Genomic DNA, 24,033 nt, shown 5'->3' on the forward strand with positions numbered 1-24,033 from the left:
CCACCCGATAACAACAAACGCTCCTGCCGTCCGCCGCCGCGATGCATGAAGAGGCGGGTCGGGGTGGGCAGGCGGGACCGCAGGCGCCATGGATGGCGCCTACGAGCCCCCATGGATGGGTTAACGGCGTGTTCCGCCTGCCCACCCCGACCCGCCTCCCCCAAACCAACAAACAGCCGACCAACCGCTGTTGCTGTTGCTGTTGCTTAAAAAGCCTGCCGCAGGCAGCGAAGCAGCCGCCGCTGCAGGGGAACCTGAATACGCTCATAGCGCCACCCTCAAATCTCCCCGCCCCCGGCCGATAACCGTTCTGTCACGGCCGGTCGCGCCGTGGCCGGTACTGGCGCCGCCCGCCCGTCTCGACCTGGTCCCGCTTCATGAACCTCCTGCATCGCTGGCAACACTACTTCAGCAACCTCTCCGTCCGGCGCAAGCTCAACCTGCTCACGCTGATGATCGCGATCGGCGTGATCGCGCTGTCGGTGATCGCCGCCCGCATGCAGTACCTGGACCTGACCGAGACCCGCAAGGACGCCCTGCGCACCCAGGTCGAACTGACCTACGGCGTGCTGGACCACTACAAGCGCCTGGCCGGTACCGGCGAACTCACCGAAGAAGCCGCCAAGGCCGCCGCGCTGCAGGCGCTGGAAGTCATGCGCGCCAACAACGATGCCGACTACTACAACGTGCTGGACACCCAGTACCGCGTGCTGATGCACCCGTTCGCGCCCAAGCGCGTGGGCACCGTGCAGAAGGACTACACCTCCGATGACGGCGTGCCGATCTACTACCTGCAGGTCGGCATGGCCCGCCTCGGCGGCGGCTACACCTACTACCAGACCACCAAGCCCGGCAAGGAAGGCCTGATCGACAAGATCACCTACGCCGGCATGTACGAGCCGTGGAAGTGGGTGGTCACCACCGGCGTCTACATGGACGACGTGCAGAGCGACGCCTGGGCCTTCACCGGCGTGATGGCGCTGTCCGGCGGCCTGCTGGTGCTGATCGTGCTCGGTCTGAGCTGGATCATCGGCAACCGCATCGCCCTGCCGCTGAAGCAGGCCACCGCCGTGGCCGAAGGCATCGCACGCGGCAAGCTGGACAGCCATATCGGCCCGCAGCCGCACGACGAACCGGGCCGCCTGCTCGAATCGATGTCGCGCATGCAGCAGCAGTTGCACGCGGTCATCACCGCCCAGCGCGAAATGGCCCGCCGCCACGATGGCGGTGAGCTGAGCTACCGCATCGACGCCGCCGCCTTCCCCGGCGAATACGGCCTGATGGTGCAGGAAACCAACACCCTGGTCGGCAGCCACGTGCAGACCCTGCACGATGTGCTGGACGTGGTGCAGCAGTACGCCGTGGGCGACCTCAGCCGCGACGTGGCGCGCTATCCGGGCGAAAAGGCCGCCATGACCACCACCGTCGATACGGTCAAGGCCAACCTGGGCCGCATCAACGCCGAGATCAAGCAGCTGGCCGCCGCCGCCGCCGCCGGCGACTTCAGCCAGCGCGGCGACGCGCAGCGTTTCAACCACGATTTCCGCGTGATGCTGGAAAACCTCAACGCCATGATGGCGGTGAGCGATGACAACCTGGGCAAGCTCTCGCAGCTGCTCTCTGCCATTGCCGAAGGTGATCTGACCACCCGCATGCACGGCGACTACCAGGGCGTGTTCGCGCGCATGCGTGACGATGCCAACAGCACTGTCGCCCAGCTGACCCAGATCGTCGGCCAGATCCAGGCCAGCACCTCCAGCATCACCCTGGCCGCCGGCGAGATCGCCTCCGGCAACAGCGACCTGTCGCGCCGTACCGAGCAGCAGGCCGCCAACCTGGAAGAGACCGCCGCCTCGATGGAGGAACTGACCTCCACCGTGCGCCAGAACGCCGAACACGCCCGCCAGGCCAACCAGCTGGCCATCGGTGCACACGGTGTCGCCTCGCAGGGCGGTGAAGTGGTCGGCCAGGTGGTCACCACCATGTCGGCCATCGAAGCCTCGTCGAAGAAGATCGCCGAAATCATCAGCGTCATCGACGGCATCGCCTTCCAGACCAACATCCTGGCGCTGAACGCTGCCGTGGAAGCCGCGCGTGCCGGTGAACAGGGCCGTGGTTTCGCCGTGGTGGCCAGCGAAGTGCGCACCCTGGCCCAGCGTTCGGCCGCTGCGGCCAAGGAGATCAAGGGCCTGATCGATGACTCGGTCGGCAAGGTCAACGAAGGCTCGGCACTGGTCCACCAGGCCGGTGCCACCATGGGCGAGATCGTGGCCTCGGTGCAGCGCGTGACCGACATCATGGCCGAGATTTCCGCGGCCTCGCAGGAACAGAGCGCCGGCATCGAACAGGTCAACCAGACCGTGGTGCAGATGGACGAAACCACCCAGCAGAACGCCGCGCTGGTGGAAGAAGCCACCGCCGCCGCGCGTGCCATGGAAGACCAGGCCGCACAGCTGGCCGATGCGGTAGCCATCTTCCGCCTGGACAACCAGGTATCGGCAGCGGTGAAGGCCGTGGCCGCCCGCGTCGCACCGCCCGCACACACCATCGTGCGCGCCCCTGCCCGCCCGCAGGCCGTGCGCACCGCGGCACCGCGCACGCCCTCCAGCCCGGTCGCGTCCAGCGACGGTGACTGGCAGGAATTCTGATCCCCCGCGGCGGCTTCGGCCGCCGCCCACCCGATGGACACCTCCCCCGTGCAGAGCCCAACCCCCATCGTGACCGGCCCCCGCGAATTCGAGTTCGCCGACCGTGATTTCCGCCGCGTCTGCGACCTGATCTACCAGCGCGTGGGCATCGCCCTCGCCCCCGCCAAGCGGGACATGGTCTACGGGCGCCTGTCGCGGCGCCTGCGCGCACTGGGCATGCGCAGCTTCCAGCAGTACCTGGACCACCTGGAACAGGGCGAAGGCGAGGAATGGCAGGCGTTCACCAACGCGCTCACCACCAACCTCACCTCGTTCTTCCGCGAGCCCCACCACTTCGACAAGCTGCGCGAAGAACTGCAGAAGCGCACCGGTCGCGGTCCGCTGCTGCTGTGGTCGTGCGCGGCGTCCACCGGTGAAGAGCCCTATTCCATGGCCATCACCGCGTGCGAGGCGTTCGGCACATTGAAGCCGCCGGTGCGCATCATCGCCACCGACGTCGACACCCAGGTGCTGGCCACCGCCGGCCGTGGCGTCTACAACATCGACCGCGTCGCCAGCCTCGACCCCGAGCTGCGCCGCCGCTACTTCCAGCGCGGCAGCGGCCCCAACGAAGGCCAGTGCCGGGTCCTGCCGGCCCTGCGCGAACTGATCGAGTACCGCCCGCTGAACCTGCTGGCACCCCGCTACGACGTGGGCGGTCCGTTCGATGCGCTGTTCTGCCGCAACGTGATGATCTACTTCGACAAGCCGACCCAGCGCGGCATCCTCGGCCGCCTGGTGAACCACCTGGCCGACGATGGCCTGCTCTACACCGGACACTCGGAGAACTACCTGCACGCGGCCGACCTGATCCAGCCGTGTGGCCGCACGCTGTACCGACGCGCACAGGGAGCCGGCGCATGAATGCTTCACTGCGTACCGATGATGTGATGCGCTACCAGGATGCGCGCTTCAAGACCGTGGCCGCCAAGCTGCTGCCCACCCAGTACCTGGTGGTGGACGACACCACGGCACTGACCACCACGCTGGGTTCCTGCGTGGCGGCCTGCCTGCGTGACCCGGTACTGAAGATCGGCGGCATGAACCACTTCCTGCTGCCCGAGGGCAATGCCGGCGATGGCGCCCCGGCGCGCTACGGCAGCTACGCCATGGAACTGCTGATCAACGACATGCTCAAGCGCGGCGCGCACCGCAAGCGCATCGAGGCCAAGGTGTTCGGCGGCGCCAACGTGCTCAAGGGCTTCACCAGCAATCCGGTTGGCACCCGCAATGCCGAGTTCGTGCGCCAGTACCTGCAGGCCGAACACATTCCGATCATTGCCGAAGACCTCTGCGGCATCCATCCACGCAAGATCTGGTTCTTCGCCGATACCGGCCGCGTGGTGGTGCAGCGCCTGCCGCACGCGCACGAGGCCGAAGTGGCCGCCACCGAATCGGCCGTGCGGGCCCGCCTGTCCAAGGCCCCGGTCACCGGCGGCGTGGAGCTGTTCGAATGAACGCGCCCGGCAACGCCCCCTGCCGGGTCCTGATCGTCGACGATTCTGCCGTGGTCCGGCAGATGCTCACCGAAATCCTGTCCAGCGACCCCGGCATCGACGTGGTCGGCACCGCCGCCGACCCGTTGCTGGCGCGCGAGAAGATCAAGCGCCTGGCCCCGGATGTGATCACCCTGGACGTGGAAATGCCGCGCATGGATGGCCTGGCGTTCCTGGAAAACCTGATGCGGCTGCACCCGCTGCCGGTGGTGATGATTTCCTCGCTCACCGAGCGCGGCGCCGACACCACGCTGCAGGCGCTGGCCCTGGGCGCGGTGGACTTTGTCTCCAAGCCCAAGCTGGACGTGGCGCGCGGGCTGCAGGGCTATGCCGAGGAAATCATCGGCAAGGTGAAGATGGCCGCGCGTTCGCGCGTGCGCCCGCTGGTGCGCGCCGCCGCCCCCAAGCTGCAGCTCGACGCTGCACCCTCGCTGCGCCCGGCCGCGCCGCAGTTCCGTACCACCGACCGGCTGATTGCCATCGGTTCGTCGGCCGGCGGCACCGAAGCCCTGCGCGTGGTGCTGGAAGGCATGCCGGCCGACGCCCCGGCGGTGGTGATGACCCAGCACCTGCCGGCCAGTTTCAGCACTGCGTTTGCCGAACGCCTGGACCGCCATTCGGCCATGGCCGTGCGCGAAGCCACGGATGGTGAAGCCGTGCTGCCCGGCCACGCCTACCTGCCGCCCGGCGGCAAGCACCTGCGTATCATCCGCGATGGTGCGCGCTGGCGCTGCCGCATCGACGACGGCCCGGCGGTGAACCGGCACAAGCCCGCCGTCGATGTGCTGTTCCGATCGGTGGCACAGAGTGCCGGCGGCAACGCCATCGGCGCCATCCTCACCGGCATGGGCGACGACGGTGCGCGCGGCCTGCTGGAGATGCGCCAGGCCGGCGCGCCGACACTGGTGCAGGACGAGGCCACCAGCGTGGTCTGGGGCATGCCCGGCGCGGCGTTCAAGCTGGGCGCGGCCGAAGAGCAGGTGCCGCTGGAACGCATCGCCGAGCGCCTGCTGGCACTGGCCCGGGGCTGACCGCGCAGGCGAGTTCACCCACATAACCCAACGTCATCCGCAGGCGGCCCGATCAGGGCCGTCTGCGTTGTTTCGCTTTTCAAGGAGTTTCACCATGGCATTACGCCTGATTCCACTGCGCGGCGTGCTTGCCGCCGCCAGCCTGCTGCCGGCGCTGGCCAGCGGCACCGTTCGCACCGATGCCCCGCCAGTGGCACCCACGCCGGCCCCCGCCCGCTGGACCGAACACGTGGCGATCAGCGCCGGCGCCGGTCAGCATATTCACGATCATCACCCCGATGTCGTACTGCGCATCGTCACCCCCGAAGACGGCGAGCGCATCACCGGCGCGGCCAAAACCGGGCAGTTCGTGCGCCAGGTCTTCGGCGCCAGCGCCACTACCCGGCTGGATCCCAAGCATCTGCGCGGGACCGAAATACACGCTGTGCCCAGCCCAGCCATGGAGCTCATGCCCAGCTTGTTCAATGACTGGCTGCAGCAGTACTTCACCCTGTTCCCCGGTGCAATTCCGCAGGGTCGAACGCTGTTGAGGATCGAGGCGAATGAGTGGGCGCTGATCTACCAGAAGCCCAAGGCAGGGCAACAGCGCTACCAGCTCAATCACTTCACCCGTCTGCGCCTGCAACAACCCGACGGCAGTACGGTGGATGCAGCGTACTGCAACGATCCCGGGCGCGATGCCACGCTTGAAGAGTGGCAGGCCAACGACTACGCGCGACTTCGCGCCAGTGCCCGCGAACTGGCCGCCTCCTGCGTCCAGCGCTTCGTCAGCAAGCTGCCACAGTTCTTCCCGCAGCCGCTACCCACAGCGGGCAGCGGTGGCGGCACGGCACGCGTGCGCGTCATCAACTCGGCAACGGAACGGGTCACCATGCTCGGCGATGCCTACTGCCTGGCCGACGGCAGCCGGCGCTTCGATGACCCGCGTTGGCCGACCTCAAGCAACGCCGACACGCAGGACAGCGAGGCAGGCAACCTCAGCCTTGGCATCGCCGAAACCGAAACCCTGCGCACTCTGAAGTCGCCGAAGTATCGCGAATATGCCGTGCAGGCCGGGCAGCCGTTGATCTTCGATGCGGACGTCCGCCACCGCGGCGCGTTCTGCACCGGCACGCTGGCTGTACAGATCGTGCCGGTTACCGGTGTGGATTACGAAGTGAAGATGGATATCGTCGGCCAGGTCTGCAGGCTGAACGTCCACAGCGTCGATGCCGAAGGTGTCCGGCTCGTGGTGCCGGCCAGGCGCGCGCCGGAGACGTGCACGCGTCCTGACGTGGACTACACCACCCTCACAGCGAAGACCCCGCGTGAACCGCTGGACGCCATGGGCGTCTTTTTGTTCACCGACGGCGCGTTGCAGGTACAGCCTGCGGACAGGAACAGTCCCTCACTGCAGCTGGCCGACGGCCCTGCCGATGCTGCGCGGCTGCAGACGCTGTTGCAGCAGATGCTGGCCACGCCGGGAACCCGCGCCTGCGTGATCGTGCCTGCGCAGGACCACGCCAGCCCATTGAACACGCTGCTGCGCGACCATGTGCTGGAGCACGGGGCGGCATCGCCTGGCCTGTGGGAGGCCGCCGGGACGGTCAATCTGGCGCGCCAGGCAGACCCGGCCGCTCCGCTGGATCTGCAGGCCGCCGTACAGCATTGCCAGACCCTGCCCCGCCTGGACTTCCGCGTGCAGTAGCGCATCGTCTGACACGGTTCTGCCGGCCCCGGACGGGCCGGCGTGGCTGTTTCTGTTTTTCAAGGAGCTTGACCATGGCCCTGCGCCACTTCCCCTCCCGCACCCCGCTGCTGGCAGCGGCCCTGCTTGCACCGCTGCTGGCCACCGCGGCAGCCCAGCCGACATCGCCACAGGCGCCCTCTTCGCCCGCCACCGACGGTGCCGATGCGTGGAGCGAACGCGTTCAGATACTCAGCGGTCCGGATACCGCCGCCAAGCCGCTGCATGCACCGGACGTGGCGCTGCGCATCGTCTCCCCCGACGACAGCGAGGCACTGACGCCGAAGGGACTGTCCCTGCTGTTCAGTGGCAACGAGCCCGACTACAGCCGGCGCAACCAGCTGCCCGGCACCATCATCGAAGGCCAGGCCAGCCCGGCCATCACGCTGATGCCGAACGTTGCCAAGGCGCTGGTGGGCGGTTATTTCCGCTATGCGCCCGACGCACTGCCGACCCAGACCAGCACCCTGCGCTTCAGTGCCGACACCTGGGCGCTGGTGCACCAGGGCAACACGCGCAAGGATCCGCTGTATCGCCTGAACCACACCAGCACCATCGAGCAGCGCCGCGCCGATGGCAGCCTGGCCGAGATCATCCGCTGCAGCGACAGCGACGACCGCGCGACCCTGGCGGCGTGGCAGGCCGAGGACTACGCCCGGCTGAAGAGCGCCGCGCAGATGATCACCATGAAGTGCATCGAAAAGCTGGTGAAGCGCATTCCGGCCATGTACCCGCGACCGTTGGCGGCCGAAGACCTCAGTGCCTACGCCGGCGGCGCGGTCCCGTCGGCACGCGTGCGCGTCTACGCCGGCTTCGGGCGGACCACCACGTTGTTCACCGATGCCTCCTGCCGCACCGACTACCGTGACCGGATCGACGTCAAGTACAACAACGCCGGTGACAAGGGCCTGCTGGGCATTCCCAGTACCGAGGCACTGCGCAGCAGACAGAACGAGCGATTTTCCACCCTCAGCTACCAGGAATACGAAGTCCCCGGTGGCAAGCCGCTGATCTTCGAGGCCGCCTTTGACCCGACAAGCGGCCTCTACTGCACGGGCACGCTGTCGGGCCAGTTCGTGGCCAAGCCTGGGCAGGATTACGAAGTGGAATTTGAAGTGGCCGACAAGATGTGCCGACTGCATATCCGCCAGGTGCATGCCGATGGCAGCGTGACCCCGCAGCAGGCGCGGGCCACCCCCACCATCTGTGAAGGCGCCCGCGCGCCGGTCCGCGTCGAACCGCGCCAGGACATGCAGGTCCTGCTGTTCAGCCCCGGCCAGCTGCAGATCCAGGATGCAGCACTTGAAAGCGCTCCCCAGCAGCTCAGCGACACGGCCAGCAGCAGCGACGCCCTGCAACAGCTGCTGCAACAGGCCAGCAGCCAACCCGGCACCCGCCTGTGCGTGGTGGTACCGGCATCGGATTACCGCAGCGTCCTGCACGATGCCGTGCGCGAACGCGTGCTGGACGCACCGCAGGTCCTGCCCAGCCTCTGGGAAGAAACCGCGTCGGTGAACCAGCGCCGCAGTGCCGCCGCCCATGCCCCGGTTGATATCACCGCCGCCGTCGAACGCTGCAAGGCCTTCCCGATCAAGGAGTTCGCTGGGCAATAAGCCGCAGCGCACCTCCGTCCCGCTTTCCCAAGGAGTACCACCATGGCATTACGCCCCACAGGCCTTACCGCCACGCTGGCGGCCAGCCTGCTGCTGGCCACCGCCGCCCGCGCCAGCGACGAACCACCCGCGCCCGAACCCGCAACCGAAGCCATGGCGGAACCGGCCGCCGAGCAGAGTGCCGTGGCGGTTACGGTCCCCGTGCCGGACTACGGCAGCCTGCAGCGCATCAAGATCACCTCGGGGCTGGGCATCGGGCCCGACGGCAACCGCTACGGCGATCCTGCCCTGCGCCTGGTGATGCGCGGTGACACCGCCGGCGCAACCGCCGCCAAGGTCGGTCTGTTTGCGCTGGGCACGCTGGCCGGCATCGGCGGCCACACCAGCACCTTCAGCAAGAACAACGTGCGCGGCGACAGCATCGGCGCCGTGCCCAGCCCGTCGTATGGGCTGTTGCCCGGCATGATCCGCGAACAGCTGGCGATCTACTTCGCCGCCCATCCCGGCGCCATTCCCAGCGACGAGCGCACCATCGAAGCCAGCGCCGGCCAGTGGTCGCTGGTGTACCAGACGCTCAGTGATGCGCAAACGCCGTACGAGCTGCGCCACGACGCCACCATCGGCTTCCCGGTGGTGCGCAAGCTGTTCCGCAGCGCAAGCGGCGGCCAGGGCGTGCATTGCCAGGACGAGGCGCGTGTGGCCTCGCTGCAGGATTGGCAGGCCGACGACTATGCCAAGGCGAAGGCCGCCTCGCGCGACTTCGCCGAGGCCTGCATCGCCCGCTTCGTCGCCGAACTGCCGCGCCTGTTCCCCGACCATGGCGCGTTGCCGGAAACCGCCGCAGAACCGGAGCCGCCGGCAGACGCACCCGACGTCACCGAGGTCTGATACCCGCCCGGGGTCGGATCCCTTGCCGCAGGCAAGGGCTCTGACCCCAGATGCATCCTGCCGGCCATGGGGTCGGATCCCTTGCCGCAGGCAAGGGCTCTGACCCCAGACGCATCACGCGCGCCGCCATCCACGCATGGCGTGGATCTACTGCCCGGGGTCAGACCCCTTGCCGCAGGCAGGGGCTCTGACCCCGGATGCATCGCGCGCGCCGCCATCCACGCATGGCGTGGATCTACTGCCATGGGGTCAGACCCCTTGCCGCAGGCAAGGGCTCTGACCCCAGATGCATCACGCGCGCCGCCATCCACGCATGGCGTGGATCTACCCGCCCCAGTACAACCGCATCGGGTTGTCCACCAGCAGCCTGCGCTGCAACTCGGGCGTCGGCGCGATGTGCGGAATCACGTCCACCAGATGCCCATCATCGGGCATATGGTCCTTCATGTTCGGGTGCGGCCAGTCGGTCCCCCACAGCACCCGGTCCGGGAACTGCTGCACCAGATGCCGGGCGAACGGCACCACATCGGCGTAGCCGGGCGGCCCCACCCGCGACAGTCGCTCCGGGCAGCTGACCTTGCTCCACACGTTGCCGTGCTCGGCCATCAGTCGAACGAAGCGCTGGAACTCCGGCCCGTCCACTGGTTGGCTGACATCCGGACGGCCCATGTGGTCCACCACCACGGTGGTTGGCAGCGTGGTGAAGAAGTTCCAGCGCTCGGCCAGATCGGCCGCCTCGAAGTACACCACCACATGCCAGCCCAGCGGCGCGATGCGATCGATGATCGCGTGGTAATAGGCATCTGGCTTCGGATCCACCAGGCGGCGCACGAAGTTGAATCGCACGCCACGCACACCGGCGGCATGCAGCTGCTGCAGTTCTTCATCGCTGACGGTATCGCGCACGGTCGCCACGCCCCGGGCCAGGCCGCCGCTGGCCTGCAGCGCGTCCACCAGGGCGCGGTTGTCGGCGCCATGGCAGGTGGCCTGCACGATCACGTTGCGGCTGAATCCCAGGAAATCGCGCAGCGCGAACAACTGCGCCTTGCCCGCGTCGCACGGCGTGTACTTGCGCTCGGGCGCATACGGGAACACATCGCCCGGCCCGAACACATGGCAGTGCGCGTCCACCGCACCGGGCGGCGGCACAAACTGCGGGCGGCTCGGCTGGGCGCAGTAGTCCAGCCAATCAGCATCGTTCTGGAACGCGGCCATCACAGCCCCCTGGCCTTCAGCTGCGCATCCAGCCGCGGGTAGACCCGGCGCGCATTGCCTTCGAAGACCTTGTAACGGTCGCCATCGGACAGCGCCAGGGCATCGACGTAGCGGCGGGTGTCATCGAAGAAGTGACCCGTCTGCGGGTCGATGCCGCGCACGGCGCCAACCATTTCCGAGCCGAACAGGATGTTGTCGATGTCGATCACCTCGAACAGCAGGTCGATGCCCGGCTGGTGGTAGACGCAGGTATCGAAGTAGACGTTTCGCATCACATGCTCGGCCAGCGGCGGCTTGCCCAGCATGTCCGCCAGGCCACGGAAACGCCCCCAATGGTACGGCACCGCACCACCGCCATGCGGGATGATGAAGCGCAGCGTGGGGAAGTCACGGAACAGGTCACCCTGCAGGAACTGCATGAAGGCCGTGGTATCGGCGTTCAGGTAGTGCGCGCCAGTCGCGTGGAAGTTGGCGTTGCAGCTGCCCGACACATGCACCATGGCCGGCACGTCCAGCTCCACCATCTTCTCGAAGAACGGATACCAGGAACGGTCGGTCAGCGGCAGGCCATCCCAATGGCCGCCGGACGGATCGGGGTTCAGATTGCAGCCGACGAAGCCGAGTTCGTTCACGCAGCGCTCCAGCTCGGCCACCGCGTGGGCGATCGGCACACCCGGCGACTGCGGCAGCTGGCAGACGCCGATGAACTGCTGCGGATACAACTGCACCACCCGCGCGATCAGGTCGTTGCAGTGCCGCGTCCATTCGGCACTCACCTGTTCATCGCCGATGTGGTGGGCCATGGTGCTGGCACGCGGCGAGAAGATGGTCATGTCCGCACCGCGCTCGCGCAGCAGGCGCAGCTGGTTGGCTTCCACGCTGTCGCGCAGTTCGTCGTCGCTGATGGTCGGATAGACCGCCGCCGGCAGCGAGCGGTCGTTGAAGTGGGCCACCTGCGCCTTGCGGAACGCATCGTGGCCGGCGGGGGCCGTGGTGTAGTGGCCGTGGCAGTCGATGATCATGGGGGATCTCCTGGGGCGATGGATCACCAGCCAAACAGCTGGGCGAAATGCACATCCACGCGCAGGCCAACAATCAGCGCATCGGGGATGTTGGTCGTGCGCGTGGGCGCGTAGATCGGGTCGGGGTTGAGGACGTACTGCAGGTTGGGCATCAGGCGGATGCCTTTCTTCACCGCCCAGCCGTAGCTGAGCTCGGTGATGATTTCATCGGCGTGCGGCGCACCCGTGCCGCCATGGCGGCTGCGGCGGTCACGCAGGAAGCCGATCTGTTCATCGCTGAAGTGGGTGTTGGACACGAACAGGGCCAGGGTGTCCTGGTCCCGGCCGGCGAACGTGCCGGTCTTGACGAAGCCGGCCGACACGAAATGATCGACCGGCGCCTCGTTGCCGGTGTTGAGGTAGACACGCCCGAACACCGCCAGGTTGCGCTTGCCGTCGCCGCGCCACACGGTCTGGTCGCCCATCGCGTACCAGCCCATGCGTGCGCCATCCTGCGCCGCGGTCGGCTTGCCGCTCAGCGCGGCCGAGTTGCCGTTGGCATCGAAGTACGGGCTCTTGCCACCATCGCTGTTGCGGTACATGCCCAGCCGGTAGGTGCGCGGCAACCGGTCGTTGGCAAACGTGGTCTGGTAGCCCACTTCGTAGGCGCTGATGGTGCCGGTGCCCTCGCCCACCGAGAAATCCAGGCCGTTCTTGCCCGCCTCGTTCAGCGTGTTGTTGTAATCGAACACGCCCGCCTGGGCGTACCAGCGATCATCCACGTCGTAGCGCACGATGCCCGCCCACGAGGAATTCGGGTAGGCGGTAATGCCCAGGTCGGTGATCGCACCGTAGGGGGTCAGGCACATCGCATTGCTCATGAACACGCAGTTGAGCGGCGAGTTGTTGAAGTAGCTGTTCACCGGCGCGCGGCCAGCAGTGATGCTCAGCCCGTTGTCGAAGCGGTGGCGCACGGTCAGCCGGGTCAGGCGGCCACCGGCCACCGGCCGCCAGGTCTGCTGTGCGCTGATCGAATTACCGATCTTCTCGCGCGCCAGGTTGCGCCCGGCAAACCAGGCCCATTGCGCGTCGACGTCGGTGCCGTGCACGCCGAACAGTTTGTCCAGGTCGAACTTCGACTGGGCCATTACCCAGTACGAACCTTCGGTGCCCTGTTCGACACCGCCCACCGGGTTGTGCGCCACGTTGCCGACCAGGTCCAGGGTCAGGTCGATGCCCTCGGGCACGCTGCGTTCAGCGGCGAAGGCCGGTGTGGCCAGCACACTGGCCAGCAGCAGGTACAGCGGGGTGCGCAGGAACTGCGACATGTTCTCTCCCTTCCCGGCGCCGCCGGCGCCAGGTCGATGCATTCAATGGAGGCCACCGGTGGTGGCCGTCAGGACTCAGGCCATCGCCTCAGGCAGGCTGTGCGCCCAGCAGGCGCTGGCGCGTGCGGCGGGTGCCGATCTGCGCCGCCATGGTCTTCTCATCAAGCTTGCCTTCCCACTTGGCGATCACCAGTACCGCAATCGCGTTGCCGATCAGGTTCACGAAGGTCAGCCCTTCGGCCAGGATGCGGTGGATGCCGAGGATCAAGGCAATGCTGGCCACGGGAATGGTGCCGGTGGTGCCCAACGTGGCCGCCAGCACCACGAACGCCGCACCGGCCACGCCGGCCGCGCCCTTGGAGGTCAACAGCAGCACCGCGATCAGCCCCAGCTGGTGCCACACGGTCAGTTCGGTGTTGGTGGCCTGGGCCAGGAAGATCGCCACCGTGGTCAGGTACAGGCAGGTGCCATCCAGATTGAACGAGTAGCCGGCGGGAATCACGAAACCGACCACCCCTTCCTCGCAGCCCAGCTTCTTCATCTTTTCGATCAGGCGCGGCAGCACGGTCTCGGTGCTGGTGGTGGCCGCCACGATGATGATCTCATCGCGCAGGTAGCCCAGCAGGCGCCACAGGCTGGCCCCGGTCCACCAGCACACTGTACCCAGCACCAGTACGGTGAACAGCCCGCAGACCACGAAGAACTCGATGATCAGCTCGCCGAGTGACAGCAGCGAGGCGGCGCCGAACTGCCCCACGGTGAAGGCGATGGCGCCGAACGCACCGATGGGCGCCACATACATGATGTAGCCGATGATCTTGAACAGCGCGCCGGAAGCACTCTCGATCACGTCCATCACCGGCTTGCCGCGTTCGCCGACGGCGGCCAGGGCCACACCGAACAGGACCGCCACGAACAGCACCTGCAGCACGTGCGCTTCGGTGAACGCACTGACCAGCGTGTTGGGGATGATGGCCATGATGTAGGCCACGATCGACTGGTCGTGGGCGGTGTGAACGTAGCCCTGGATGCTGGCCATGTCGATGGTCGCCGCATCGATGTTCATGCCGGCGCCGGGCTTCCACAGATCCACCGCCACCAGGCCGACGATCAGCGCCAGGATGGTGATCACCTCGAAATAGATCAGCGACTTCAGCGCCAGCCGGCCCACGCTGCGCATGTCACGCATGCCGGCGATGCCGTGCACCACGGTGACGAAGATGATCGGCCCGATCATCATCCGGATCAGCTTGATGAAACCATCGCCCAGCGGCTTCATCGCCGAACCAAGGTCCGGCTGCAGCCAGCCCAGCAACACGCCGATCACGGTGCCGGCCAACACCTGGAACCACAACTGGCCCAATATTCCAAAGCGGCCCGGCCGCTTCCCTACCACTGTCATAACAACCCTCCCAGGTCGCAGAGAATAGAAAGGCGTCGCCTGTTCAGTCGAACAGTTCGCCGTCGAACAGCTTCCGTGCGGTGCGCAGCATGGCCGCGCGGGCCACCTGCCCGTCCTCATCCAGTTCAATCACGCAGGCGGTCGCCCCGCTGGGGTGCTCCACCGCCAGCGTCTGCACCGGCCCACCCGGCAAGCGGGCCAGGGCATGGGCCGGCGAGCCCGGCAACAGGCAGGCGGTGGCCACCGTCACCGCGCCCAGCACGCCGATGGAGGCGTGGCAGCGGTGCGGGATGAAGGAGCGCACGCAGATCGCCCCACCGTCGGCCGGCGCGGCCACCAGCATCATCTTCGGCACGGATTTCTCGGCCACGTCGCCCAGGTTCATCTTCGGCCCGGCCTGCAGGCGGATCGCCTCCAGGCGGGTCTTCAGTGCATCGTCGGCATCCAGGGTGGCGCGGTCCTCATGCCCGCTGATGCCCAGATCCGATGCCTGCAGCACCACGCAGGGCATGCCGTTGTCGATCAGGGTGGCCTGCACGCCGTCGATCACATCCACGGCGTTGCCGGTCGGCAGCAGCGCGCCGCAGCTGGAACCGGCCGTGTCCTCGAACGCCAGCGGCACCGGCGCGGCGGTGCCCGGTACGCCGTCGATGCGCGCGTCACCGGCGTAGCTCACCACGCCCCCCGGTGTCTGCACGCTGGCGGTGGCCAGGGTGCCGGTGTTGGCCATGAAGATGCGCACCGCGGTCACGCCATCTCGCGCTGGCAGCAGCCCGCGTTCAATCGCGAACGGGCCCACGCCGGCCAGCATGTTGCCGCAGTTCTGCGCGTCGCTTACCAGCGCCTGGTCGACGAAGACCTGCAGGAACAGGTAATCGACATCGGCGTCTTCGCGCTGCGAGGGCGCCACCACAGCCACCTTGGAGGTGAGCGGGTCACCGCCGCCCATGCCGTCGATCTGCCGCACGTCCGGCGAACCGTAGGCGCGCAGCAGGAAGGCATCGCGCGCGGCGGCGTCGGTCGGCAGGTCCTGGGCCAGGAAGAACCCGCCCTTGGACGTGCCGCCGCGCATCCACATCGCGCGCACGCCCTTACTCATAGCGCAGGCCCTTGGCTGCCAGGCGCTCACGCATCGCGTAGATGTCCAGGCCCAGTTCGCCACGGGCCAGGCGCTCGCGCTTGTCGGCCTCGCGTGCCTCGCGTGCCTGCGCCTCGGCCGCCACCCGTGCCGCTTCGGCACGCGGCACGATGCAGACACCATCGTCGTCGGCGATCACCACATCGCCGGCATTCACCAGGGCGCCGCCGCAGACCAGCGGCACATTCACCGAACCCAGCGTTTCCTTCACCGTGCCCTGCGCATGGATCGCACGGCTCCAGACCGGAAAGCCCATCGCGGTCAGTTCGCGCACATCGCGCACACCCGCATCAATGACCAGACCGCGGCAACCGCGCGCCTGCGCCGAGGTGGCCAGCAGGTCGCCGAAGTAGCCATCGCTGCAGTCGCTGGTCGGCGCCACCACCAGGATGTCGCCCTCGCCAAGCTGTTCGATGGCCACGTGCATCATCCAGTTGTCGCCCGGCGGCACCGACACGGTGACCGCGCTGCCGGCGATGCGCGCGCCGCTGTAGATCGGGCGCAACCGCGGGTGCAGCAGGCCGCTGCGGCCCTGCGCCTCGTGCACGGTGGCCACGCCGGCCTCGGCCAGCGACTGGATCAGCGCCGGTGCGGCGCGCTCGATGCGGGTGATGACGCGGGACATCCATCCATCCTTCGTTGGCGATGGCGCAGTCTGTTCCGCCGCGTGCGGACCCCTCAAGATCGTTTTTCGTCCATGCCATTCAATCTGGTTATAGTTGTGCCATGAACGCGCTGCCCGAGCTGAACCTGAAGCATCTGCACGCGCTGCTGGCGGTGCATACCCATGGCGGCATCAGCGCGGCGGCACCGCACATCAACCTGTCGCAGCCGGCGCTCACCCAGGCCATCGCCCGGCTGGAGCGGCAACTGGATGCGGCGCTGTTCGACCGGCAGCCCGGCGGCATGGTCGCCACCGGGGCCACGGTGCTGCTGGTGCCACGCATCGAGCGCGCCCTGGCCTACCTGGCCCGCGGCGTGCGCGCCGCCCGGCGCGCCGCGCGGCTGCCGGCACTGGCTGCGGTCGAGCGCCGGCTGACCCTCAGCCAGCTGCGCGCGCTCACTGCGGTCGACAGCGCCGGCAGCTTCACCCTGGCTGCAGCGCGCGCGGGGATCTCGCAACCGGCCATGCATCGCGCCGTGCGCGAGCTGGAAGCGGTGATTGAAGTGCCGCTTCTGCAGCGGCGCGGCAAGGCCCTGCTGGCCACGCCGGCCGCCACACGCCTGCTGCGCTGGGTGCGGCTGGCGCTGTCCGAACTGTCCACCGGCGTGGACGAGCTGGCCGCCCTGCGCGACCAGCATGGCGGGCGCCTGGCTATCGGGGTGATGCCGCTGGCCCGCGCACTGCTGCTGCCGCAGGCACTGGCACGCTTCGCCCGGGCCTGGCCGGCCGCCACGGTGAACGTCGTGGAAGGGCCGTTCTCGGAACTGCTGTCCGACCTTCGCCAGGGCAGCCTGGACCTGCTGGTCGGCGCCATGCGTGATCTCAGCGCGGTGCCCGACGTGGTGCAGGAAGGCCTGTTCGACGATGACCCGGTCATCGTCGGTCGCGCAGATCATCCGCTGGCCGCCCAGCAATCCTGGCGTTTCAAGCAGCTGCTGGACTACCCGTGGGTGATCCCCGCCACCGGCGCACCGGTACGGGCGCGCTGGGAAAAGATGTTCCGCGACAACGGCCACGAACCGCCGGTGCTGCGCATCGAATGCGGATCGCTGGTGATCACCCGCGGCCTGCTGCTGGAAGACGACTGGCTGACCCTGATGTCACGCGACCAGTTCCTGATCGAGCGCCAGGCCGGTCTGCTGGCCGAACTGGGCCTGGCCGGGCAGGCCCTGCGCCGCCGCATCGGTCTGACCACCCGCGCCGACTGGCACCCCACGCGACCGCAGCAGGCCTTCCTGCAGGTCTTCCGCGAGGTGTGCGCCGAACGCAGCAGCGATGGCCCTGACGCCTGGCCATTCCGCTACCGCTGAGACGACGGGGGTCAGATCCGTTTTCCAAGGGAAAACGGCTCTGACCCCAATTGAACGACCACAAAAAACCCCCGGCTCGCACCGGGGGTTCTTCGTTTACCGCATCAACCGATCAGCAGGATCAGGCAGCGACCGTCTTGGCCACGTCCTGGTATTCCTCGATCTGGTCGAAGTTCATGTAGCGGTAGATTTCCGCACCGCTCTTGGCGATCACGCCAATATCGGCCATGTACTCTTCCTTGGTCGGGATGCGGCCCAGACGCGAGCAGATCGCGGCCAGTTCGGCCGAACCCAGGTACACGTTGGTGTTGCGGCCCAGACGGTTCGGGAAGTTGCGGGTCGAGGTCGACATCGCGGTGGAACCTTCGCGGATCTGCGCCTGGTTGCCCATGCACAGCGAGCAGCCCGGCATTTCCATGCGAGCGCCGGTGGCGCCGAAGGTGCCGTACACGCCTTCCTTGGTCAGCTCCGAAGCATCCATCTTGGTCGGCGGGGCCACCCACAGGCGGGTCGGCAGGTCACGCTTGCCGTCCAGCAGCTTGGCCGCGGCGCGGAAGTGGCCGATGTTGGTCATGCACGAACCGATGAACACTTCGTCGATCTTGGCGCCGGCCACTTCGGACAGGGTCTTCACGTCGTCCGGATCGTTCGGGCAGGCCACGATCGGCTCGTGGATGTCGGCCAGGTCGATCTCGATGACGGCAGCGTATTCGGCGTCGGCATCCGGCTCCAGCAGCTCCGGGTTGGCCAGCCACGCTTCCATCTTTTCGATACGGCGCTGCAGCGAACGCGGATCCTGGTAACCCTCGGCAATCATCCACTTCAGCAGGGTGATGTTGCTGGTCAGGTACTCGATGATCGGTTCCTTGTTCAGGCGCACCGAGCAACCGGCAGCCGAACGCTCGGCCGAGGCATCGGACAGTTCGAAGGCCTGTTCGACCTTCAGTTCCGGCAGACCTTCGATTTCCAGGATGCGACCGGAGAAGATGTTCTTCTTGCCGGCCTTGGCCACGGTCAGCAGGCCCGACTTGATGGCGTACAGCGGAATGGCATTGACCAGGTCACGCAGGGTCACGCCCGGCTGCATCTGGCCCTTGAAGCGCACCAGCACCGATTCCGGCATGTCCAGCGGCATCACGCCGGTGGCGGCGGCGAAGGCGACCAGGCCCGAACCGGCCGGGAACGAAATGCCCACCGGGAAACGGGTGTGCGAGTCACCACCGGTACCGACGGTGTCCGGCAGCAGCATGCGGTTCAGCCAGCTGTGGATCACGCCGTCGCCCGGGCGCAGCGAGATGCCGCCACGGGTGGAGATGAACTCCGGCAGGGTGTGGTGGGTCTTCACGTCCACCGGCTTCGGGTAAGCGGCGGTGTGGCAGAACGACTGCATCACCAGGTCGGCCGAGAAGCCCAGGCAGGCCAGGTCCTTCAGCTCGTCGCGGGTCATCGGGCCGGTGGTGTCCTGCGAGCCGACCGAAGTCATCTTCGGTTCGCAGTAGGTGCCCGGGCGCATGCCCTGGCCTTCCGGCAGGCCACAGGCGCGGCCAACCATCTTCTGTGCCAGCGAGAAGCCCTTGCCGGTGTCGACCGGCTGCACCGGCAGGCGGAACAGATCGGTCGGGGCCAGGCCCAGCGCTTCACGCGCCTTGCCGGTCAGGCCGCGGCCGATGATCAGCGGAATGCGGCCACCGGCGCGCACTTCGTCGAACAGCACTTCGGACTTCACCTGGAACTCGGCGATCACTTCGCCGTTCTTCAGCGCCTTGCCTTCGTACGGACGCAGCTCGACCACATCGCCGTGCTCCATCTTCGACACGTCCAGCTCGATCGGCAGTGCGCCGGCATCTTCCATGGTGTTGTAGAAGATCGGGGCGATCTTCGAACCCAGGCAGACGCCACCGGCGCGCTTGTTCGGGATGAACGGAATGTCATCGCCGGTCCACCACAGCACGCTGTTGGTGGCCGACTTGCGCGAGGAACCGGTACCGACCACGTCGCCCACGTAGGCCACCAGGTGGCCCTTGTCCTTCAGGTCCAGGATCTGCTGGATCGGACCGCGCTTGCCGTCTTCTTCCGGGGTGAACGGCGCGTCGTCGCGCTTGTTCTTCAGCATCGCCAGGGCGTGCATCGGAATGTCCGGGCGGGTGGTCGCATCCGGTGCCGGCGACAGGTCGTCGGTGTTGGTTTCGCCCGGCACCTTGAACACGGTGACGGTCAGGCTCTGCGGCACTTCCGGGTTGTTGGTGAACCACTCGGCGTCGGCCCAGCTCTGCAGCACGGCCTGGGCGTTGGCGTTGCCGGCCTTGGCCTTTTCCTGCACATCGTGGAAGGCATCGAAGACCAGCAGGGTCTTCTTCAGGCCGTCAGCGGCCAGGGTGCCAACGCTGGCGTCGTCCAGCAGCTGCACCAGCGGGGCCACGTTGTAACCGCCCAGCATGGTGCCCAGCAGTTCGGTGGCGCGCTCGCGGCTGATCAGCGGGTTCTGCTCGCTGCCCAGCGCAATGGCGGCCAGGTACGAGGCCTTGACCTTGGCAGCGTCATCCACGCCGGCCGGCACGCGGTGGGTCAGCAGGTCGAGCAGGAACTCGGCCTCGCCCTGCGGCGGGTTCTTCAGCAGTTCGATGACATCGGCCGTCTGCTGTGCGCTCAGCGGCAGCGGCGGGATGCCAAGCGCAGCGCGCTCGGCGACGTGGTGGCGGTAGGCTTCCAACATGACAACTCCCGGGTAATGCGTAGGTTGAAAAAACAAAGTGGGCTCAGGCTTGCGGCACGATCAGCTTCAGGCCCTTGAAGTAGTCGCGGTAAAACGTGTCGTTCCAGGTGATCAGGCCATCGCACTGCAGCAGTGCATGGGCCCCGACCATGAATTCGTCCAGGCTGCGGCGGCTGCCGCTGCGCTGGCGGTGGCGGCGGTGCATCTCGCCGGCGCGCAGGGCGGACTTGGCTTCCATCGGGTTGAAGTGCACGCCCATTTCTTCCAGCGCTTCCAGCACTTCGGCACCGCCGCGCAGCGATGCGCAGACCTCGGCCAGAGTGGCGCCGCAGACCACCACGCGGCCACCCACCAGGCTCTGCCGCAGGATCGCTTCGACCGCATCGGCCTGCGGGCCGTTGCTCAGCAGTTCCACCAGCACCGGTGAATCGACGGCAATCATCACGCCTTATTCCTCGTCGCGCACCGCGCGTACCGCCGATTCGGCCGACTCGAAGCTGTCCAGCGCGAACTTGCCGCGGGCGCGCGAGATCGCATCGTCCACGCTCTTGCGCAGGATGATACGGCTGCCGTCCAGCTCGACCTTCAGCTGAGTGCCCTTGGTCAGGCCCAGGGCATCACGCACCGCCTTGGGCAGGGTGATCTGTCCGCGCTCTGCAACAGTGGCTTCCATCGGTAGGCCCTCTTCGGTATGCACAAATTATACATACTTTGCCGGGCATACTTCCACCCCGAACCCGGCCGGGCCCGCCCCGGCCCCTACAGCCGCAAAGGATCCGCCACATTCATGACATACGCCATACACCTGCCGCTGTAGTCTGGACCCGATGCCGCAGGCCGGCCCGCGCCCAGGTGAATGCGTTCATACTGGGGCGCACCGGGGCCAGCAGGTCCGCGGCGACCGCAAGCAGGCCCGTGTACGCACGGGCCAAAGCAAGCCATCCGCAAGAGGAGTCATCCGCATGAGCGATTCGTTCTCCACCCGCAGCCAGCTCGATGTTGGCGGCAAGGCCTACGATTACTTCAGCCTGCCCAAGCTGGGCCAGCGCTTCGACATCTCCCACCTGCCCTATTCCATGAAGATCCTGCTGGAGAACCTGCTCCGGCACGAGGATGGTGGCGCCACCGTGGGGCCTGAGCACATCGAAGCCGTGGCCCGCTGGCAGCCCACCGCCGAGCCGGACACCGAAATCGCCTTCATGCCTGCGCGCGTCGTGCTGCAGGATTTCACCGGCGTGCCCTGCGTGGTCGACCTGGCCGCCATGCGCGACGCGGTGGTCAAGCTGGGCGGCAAGCCCGAACAGATCAACCCGCAGATCCCCTCCGAACTGGTCATCGACCACTCGGTGCAGGTGGATGTATTCGGCAAGCCCGACGCGCTGGACCTGAACGGCAAGATCGAATTCCAGCGCAACCAGGAACGCTACGGCTTCCTGCGCTGGGGCCAGAAGGCGTTCGACAACTTCAAGGTGGTGCCGCCCAACACCGGCATCGTCCACCAGGTGAACCTGGAAAACCTGGCCCGCGTGGTGATGACGGCGCAGAAGGATGGTAAGGACGTGGCCTACCCCGATACCGTGTTCGGTACCGACAGCCACACCACCATGATCAATGGCATCGGCGTGCTCGGCTGGGGCGTGGGCGGCATCGAAGCGGAGGCGGCCATGCTCGGCCAGCCTTCATCCATGCTCATTCCGCAGGTGGTCGGTTTCAAGCTGACCGGCAAGCTGCCTGAAGGCGCGACTGCCACCGACCTGGTGCTGACCGTTACCCAGATGCTGCGCAAGCTGGGCGTGGTCGGCAAGTTCGTCGAATTCTTCGGTGACGGCCTGCAGCACCTGCCGCTGGCCGACCGTGCAACCATCGGCAACATGGCCCCCGAATACGGCGCCACCTGCGGCATCTTCCCGATCGATCACGAATCGCTGAACTACCTGCGCCTGTCCGGCCGCAGCGAAGAACAGATCAATCTGGTCGAAGCCTATGCCAAGGCGCAGGGTCTGTGGCATGAACCGGGCAGCGCGCCGGCGCAGTACAGCACCACGCTGGAACTGGACATGGGCACGGTCAAGCCCTCGCTGGCCGGCCCCAAGCGCCCGCAGGACCGCGTGCTGCTGGAAGACGTGCAGAAGAACTACCGCGAAGCGCTGGTCGGCCTGACCGCCAACCGCGACCGCAAGGACGCGGCCATCGCCAACTTCACCAACGAAGGGGGCGGCACGGCAGTCGGCAACGAACAACTGGCCAAGGGCCAGGCCGACATCGAGATCGAAGGCCGCAAGGTGCGGCTGAAGGATGGCGCAGTGGTCATCGCCGCCATCACCTCCTGCACCAACACGTCCAACCCGGCCGTGATGATCGGTGCCGGCCTGCTGGCCCGCAACGCGGCAGCCAAGGGCCTGAACCGCCAGCCGTGGGTGAAGACGTCGCTCGGCCCGGGCTCGCGCGTGGTCACCGATTACCTGGAAAAGGCCGGCGTGCTGACGGAGCTGGAGAAGATCGGCTTCTACGTGGTGGGCTACGGCTGCACCACCTGCATCGGCAATTCCGGCCCGCTGCCTACTGAAGTCAGCGCCGGCATCGCAGCTGGCGACCTGGCCGTCACCTCGGTGCTGTCGGGCAACCGCAACTTCGAAGGCCGCGTGCACCCCGAAGTGAAGATGAACTACCTGGCCAGCCCGCCGCTGGTGGTGGCCTATGCGATCGCCGGCACCACCGACATCGACCTGACCACCGAACCGCTCGGCACCGGCAGCGATGGCCAGCCGGTCTACCTGCGCGACATCTGGCCCAGCAACAAGGAAATCGGCGATGTCATCGCCGCTACCCTCGGCCCGGACATGTTCAAGCAGAACTACGCCGACGTGTTCAAGGGCGACAGCCGCTGGAACACCATCGCCTCGCCGGACGGCAACCTGTACGAGTGGAGCGATGCCTCCACCTACATCAAGAACCCGCCCTACTTCGATGGCATGACCATGCAGACCGGCAGCATCGACGACGTGCACGGCGCACGCGTGATGGGCCTGTTCGGCGACTCGATCACCACCGACCACATCTCCCCGGCCGGCAACATCAAGAAGGACTCCCCGGCCGGCCGCTTCCTGCAGGAACGCGGCGTGCAGCCGGCGGACTTCAACAGCTACGGCAGCCGCCGCGGCAACGACGATGTGATGGTGCGCGGCACCTTCGCCAACATCCGCATCAAGAACCTGATGTTCGGTGGCGAGGAAGGCGGCAACACGCTGTACTACCCGGCCAATGGTGGCCAGCCGGAAAAGCTGGCGATCTACGATGCGGCGATGAAGTACAAGGCCGACAACGTGCCGCTGGTGGTGCTGGCCGGCAAGGAATACGGCACCGGCTCGTCGCGTGACTGGGCCGCCAAGGGCACCCTGCTGCTGGGGGTGAAGGCGGTCGTGGCCGAAAGCTTCGAGCGCATCCACCGTTCCAACCTGGTCGGCATGGGCGTGCTGCCGCTGCAGTTCCGCAACGGCGAAAACGCACAGTCGCTGGGCCTGGACGGCTCGGAAGTGATCGACATCACCGGCCTGCAGGATGGCGCCAGCAAGCGCGCCACCGTCACTGCGACCAAGGCCGATGGCACGCAGAAGACCTTCGAGGTGTCGGTGATGCTGCTGACCCCGAAGGAAGTCGAGTACTTCCGCCACGGCGGCCTGCTGCAGTACGTGCTGCGCCAGCTCGCCAGCCGGTAATGGCCCGCCTTCTGTAGAGTCGAGCCATGCTCGACTGATCCCAACGTGCCAACCAAGGTTGGCACCTACCAGGGCAATGGCCCGGCTTCTGTAGAGTCGAGCCAT

18 protein-coding genes are annotated in these 24,033 nt (G+C 67.1%); 9 read left to right on the forward strand and 9 right to left on the reverse strand.

Annotated elements, in window-relative coordinates; translation table 11 throughout:
• Positions 1-377: 377 nt before the first annotated feature.
• The 7 genes from AC06FA_RS08265 (at position 378) to AC06FA_RS08295 (ending at position 9,441) form a co-directional block, all read left to right on the forward strand.
• The gene (locus AC06FA_RS08265; RefSeq protein ID WP_478067876.1) at positions 378-2,648 is read left to right on the forward strand and encodes a methyl-accepting chemotaxis protein; all 2,271 of its coding nucleotides are present in this window, start codon (positions 378-380) and stop codon (positions 2,646-2,648) included.
• 33 nt (positions 2,649-2,681) lie between these two features.
• Positions 2,682-3,551, forward strand: a complete 870-nt coding sequence (locus AC06FA_RS08270; RefSeq protein WP_478067877.1) for a CheR family methyltransferase — start codon at positions 2,682-2,684, stop codon at positions 3,549-3,551.
• Positions 3,548-4,144, forward strand: a complete 597-nt coding sequence (gene cheD / locus AC06FA_RS08275; protein WP_079221788.1) for a chemoreceptor glutamine deamidase CheD — start codon at positions 3,548-3,550, stop codon at positions 4,142-4,144. The genes AC06FA_RS08270 and cheD overlap by 4 nt, the downstream gene beginning before the upstream one ends.
• Positions 4,141-5,214: a protein-glutamate methylesterase/protein-glutamine glutaminase gene (locus AC06FA_RS08280; protein WP_478067878.1), complete on the forward strand. Its 1,074-nt coding sequence runs from the start codon at positions 4,141-4,143 to the stop codon at positions 5,212-5,214. The genes cheD and AC06FA_RS08280 overlap by 4 nt, the downstream gene beginning before the upstream one ends.
• A 94-nt stretch (positions 5,215-5,308) precedes the next feature.
• Entirely contained in the window at positions 5,309-6,901 is a 1,593-nt protein-coding gene (locus AC06FA_RS08285; RefSeq protein WP_478067879.1) for a hypothetical protein, read from the forward strand.
• Between the two features lie 74 nt (positions 6,902-6,975).
• Positions 6,976-8,553: a hypothetical protein gene (locus tag AC06FA_RS08290; protein ID WP_478067880.1), complete on the forward strand. Its 1,578-nt coding sequence runs from the start codon at positions 6,976-6,978 to the stop codon at positions 8,551-8,553.
• A 42-nt stretch (positions 8,554-8,595) separates the two neighbouring features.
• Positions 8,596-9,441, forward strand: a complete 846-nt coding sequence (locus AC06FA_RS08295) for a hypothetical protein (protein WP_478067881.1) — start codon at positions 8,596-8,598, stop codon at positions 9,439-9,441.
• Between the two features lie 324 nt (positions 9,442-9,765).
• On the opposite strand, the gene AC06FA_RS08300 is transcribed toward AC06FA_RS08295, so the two are convergent.
• The 6 genes from AC06FA_RS08300 to AC06FA_RS08325 all read right to left on the reverse strand — a co-directional run bounded on the left by AC06FA_RS08300 (position 9,766) and on the right by AC06FA_RS08325 (position 16,150).
• On the reverse strand, positions 9,766-10,656 hold the full coding sequence (locus AC06FA_RS08300) for an amidohydrolase family protein (RefSeq protein ID WP_478067882.1): 891 nt from the start codon (positions 10,654-10,656) through the stop codon (positions 9,766-9,768).
• Positions 10,656-11,678 (reverse strand): amidohydrolase family protein, encoded by a 1,023-nt coding sequence (locus AC06FA_RS08305; protein WP_478067883.1) that lies wholly within the window; start codon positions 11,676-11,678, stop codon positions 10,656-10,658. Before AC06FA_RS08305 ends, AC06FA_RS08300 begins: the two co-directional genes overlap by 1 nt.
• Before the next feature lie 23 nt (positions 11,679-11,701).
• Positions 11,702-12,985 carry a carbohydrate porin gene (locus tag AC06FA_RS08310; protein WP_478067884.1) on the reverse strand — a complete coding sequence of 428 codons (1,284 nt, stop codon included), beginning with the start codon at positions 12,983-12,985 and terminating at the stop codon, positions 11,702-11,704.
• A gap of 88 nt (positions 12,986-13,073) precedes the next feature.
• On the reverse strand, positions 13,074-14,387 hold the full coding sequence (gene dctA / locus AC06FA_RS08315) for a C4-dicarboxylate transporter DctA (protein ID WP_108761923.1): 1,314 nt from the start codon (positions 14,385-14,387) through the stop codon (positions 13,074-13,076).
• A 43-nt stretch (positions 14,388-14,430) separates the two neighbouring features.
• On the reverse strand, positions 14,431-15,486 hold the full coding sequence (locus AC06FA_RS08320) for a 4-oxalomesaconate tautomerase (RefSeq protein ID WP_478067885.1): 1,056 nt from the start codon (positions 15,484-15,486) through the stop codon (positions 14,431-14,433).
• Positions 15,479-16,150, reverse strand: a complete 672-nt coding sequence (locus AC06FA_RS08325; protein ID WP_108749521.1) for a 4-carboxy-4-hydroxy-2-oxoadipate aldolase/oxaloacetate decarboxylase — start codon at positions 16,148-16,150, stop codon at positions 15,479-15,481. Before AC06FA_RS08325 ends, AC06FA_RS08320 begins: the two co-directional genes overlap by 8 nt.
• Before the next feature lie 101 nt (positions 16,151-16,251).
• Between AC06FA_RS08325 and AC06FA_RS08330 the strand changes: the two genes are divergently transcribed.
• The gene (locus AC06FA_RS08330) at positions 16,252-17,499 is read left to right on the forward strand and encodes a LysR family transcriptional regulator (protein WP_478067886.1); all 1,248 of its coding nucleotides are present in this window, start codon (positions 16,252-16,254) and stop codon (positions 17,497-17,499) included.
• Positions 17,500-17,620: 121 nt separating this feature from the next.
• On the opposite strand, the gene acnB is transcribed toward AC06FA_RS08330, so the two are convergent.
• Genes acnB through AC06FA_RS08345 form a run of 3 tightly spaced genes read right to left on the reverse strand, consistent with a single transcriptional unit; the run spans position 17,621 to position 20,885 of the window.
• Positions 17,621-20,212 (reverse strand): bifunctional aconitate hydratase 2/2-methylisocitrate dehydratase, encoded by a 2,592-nt coding sequence (acnB, locus tag AC06FA_RS08335; protein ID WP_478067887.1) that lies wholly within the window; start codon positions 20,210-20,212, stop codon positions 17,621-17,623.
• Positions 20,213-20,255: 43 nt separating this feature from the next.
• Positions 20,256-20,654 (reverse strand): type II toxin-antitoxin system VapC family toxin, encoded by a 399-nt coding sequence (locus AC06FA_RS08340; protein ID WP_008267153.1) that lies wholly within the window; start codon positions 20,652-20,654, stop codon positions 20,256-20,258.
• A 6-nt stretch (positions 20,655-20,660) separates the two neighbouring features.
• Entirely contained in the window at positions 20,661-20,885 is a 225-nt protein-coding gene (locus tag AC06FA_RS08345) for an AbrB/MazE/SpoVT family DNA-binding domain-containing protein (RefSeq protein WP_478067888.1), read from the reverse strand.
• 289 nt (positions 20,886-21,174) lie between these two features.
• Between AC06FA_RS08345 and acnA the strand changes: the two genes are divergently transcribed.
• Positions 21,175-23,928 (forward strand): aconitate hydratase AcnA, encoded by a 2,754-nt coding sequence (acnA, locus tag AC06FA_RS08350; RefSeq protein ID WP_478067889.1) that lies wholly within the window; start codon positions 21,175-21,177, stop codon positions 23,926-23,928.
• Positions 23,929-24,033: the final 105 nt, after the last annotated feature.

The organism is Stenotrophomonas sp. Steno-C17 (assembly GCF_056393165.1).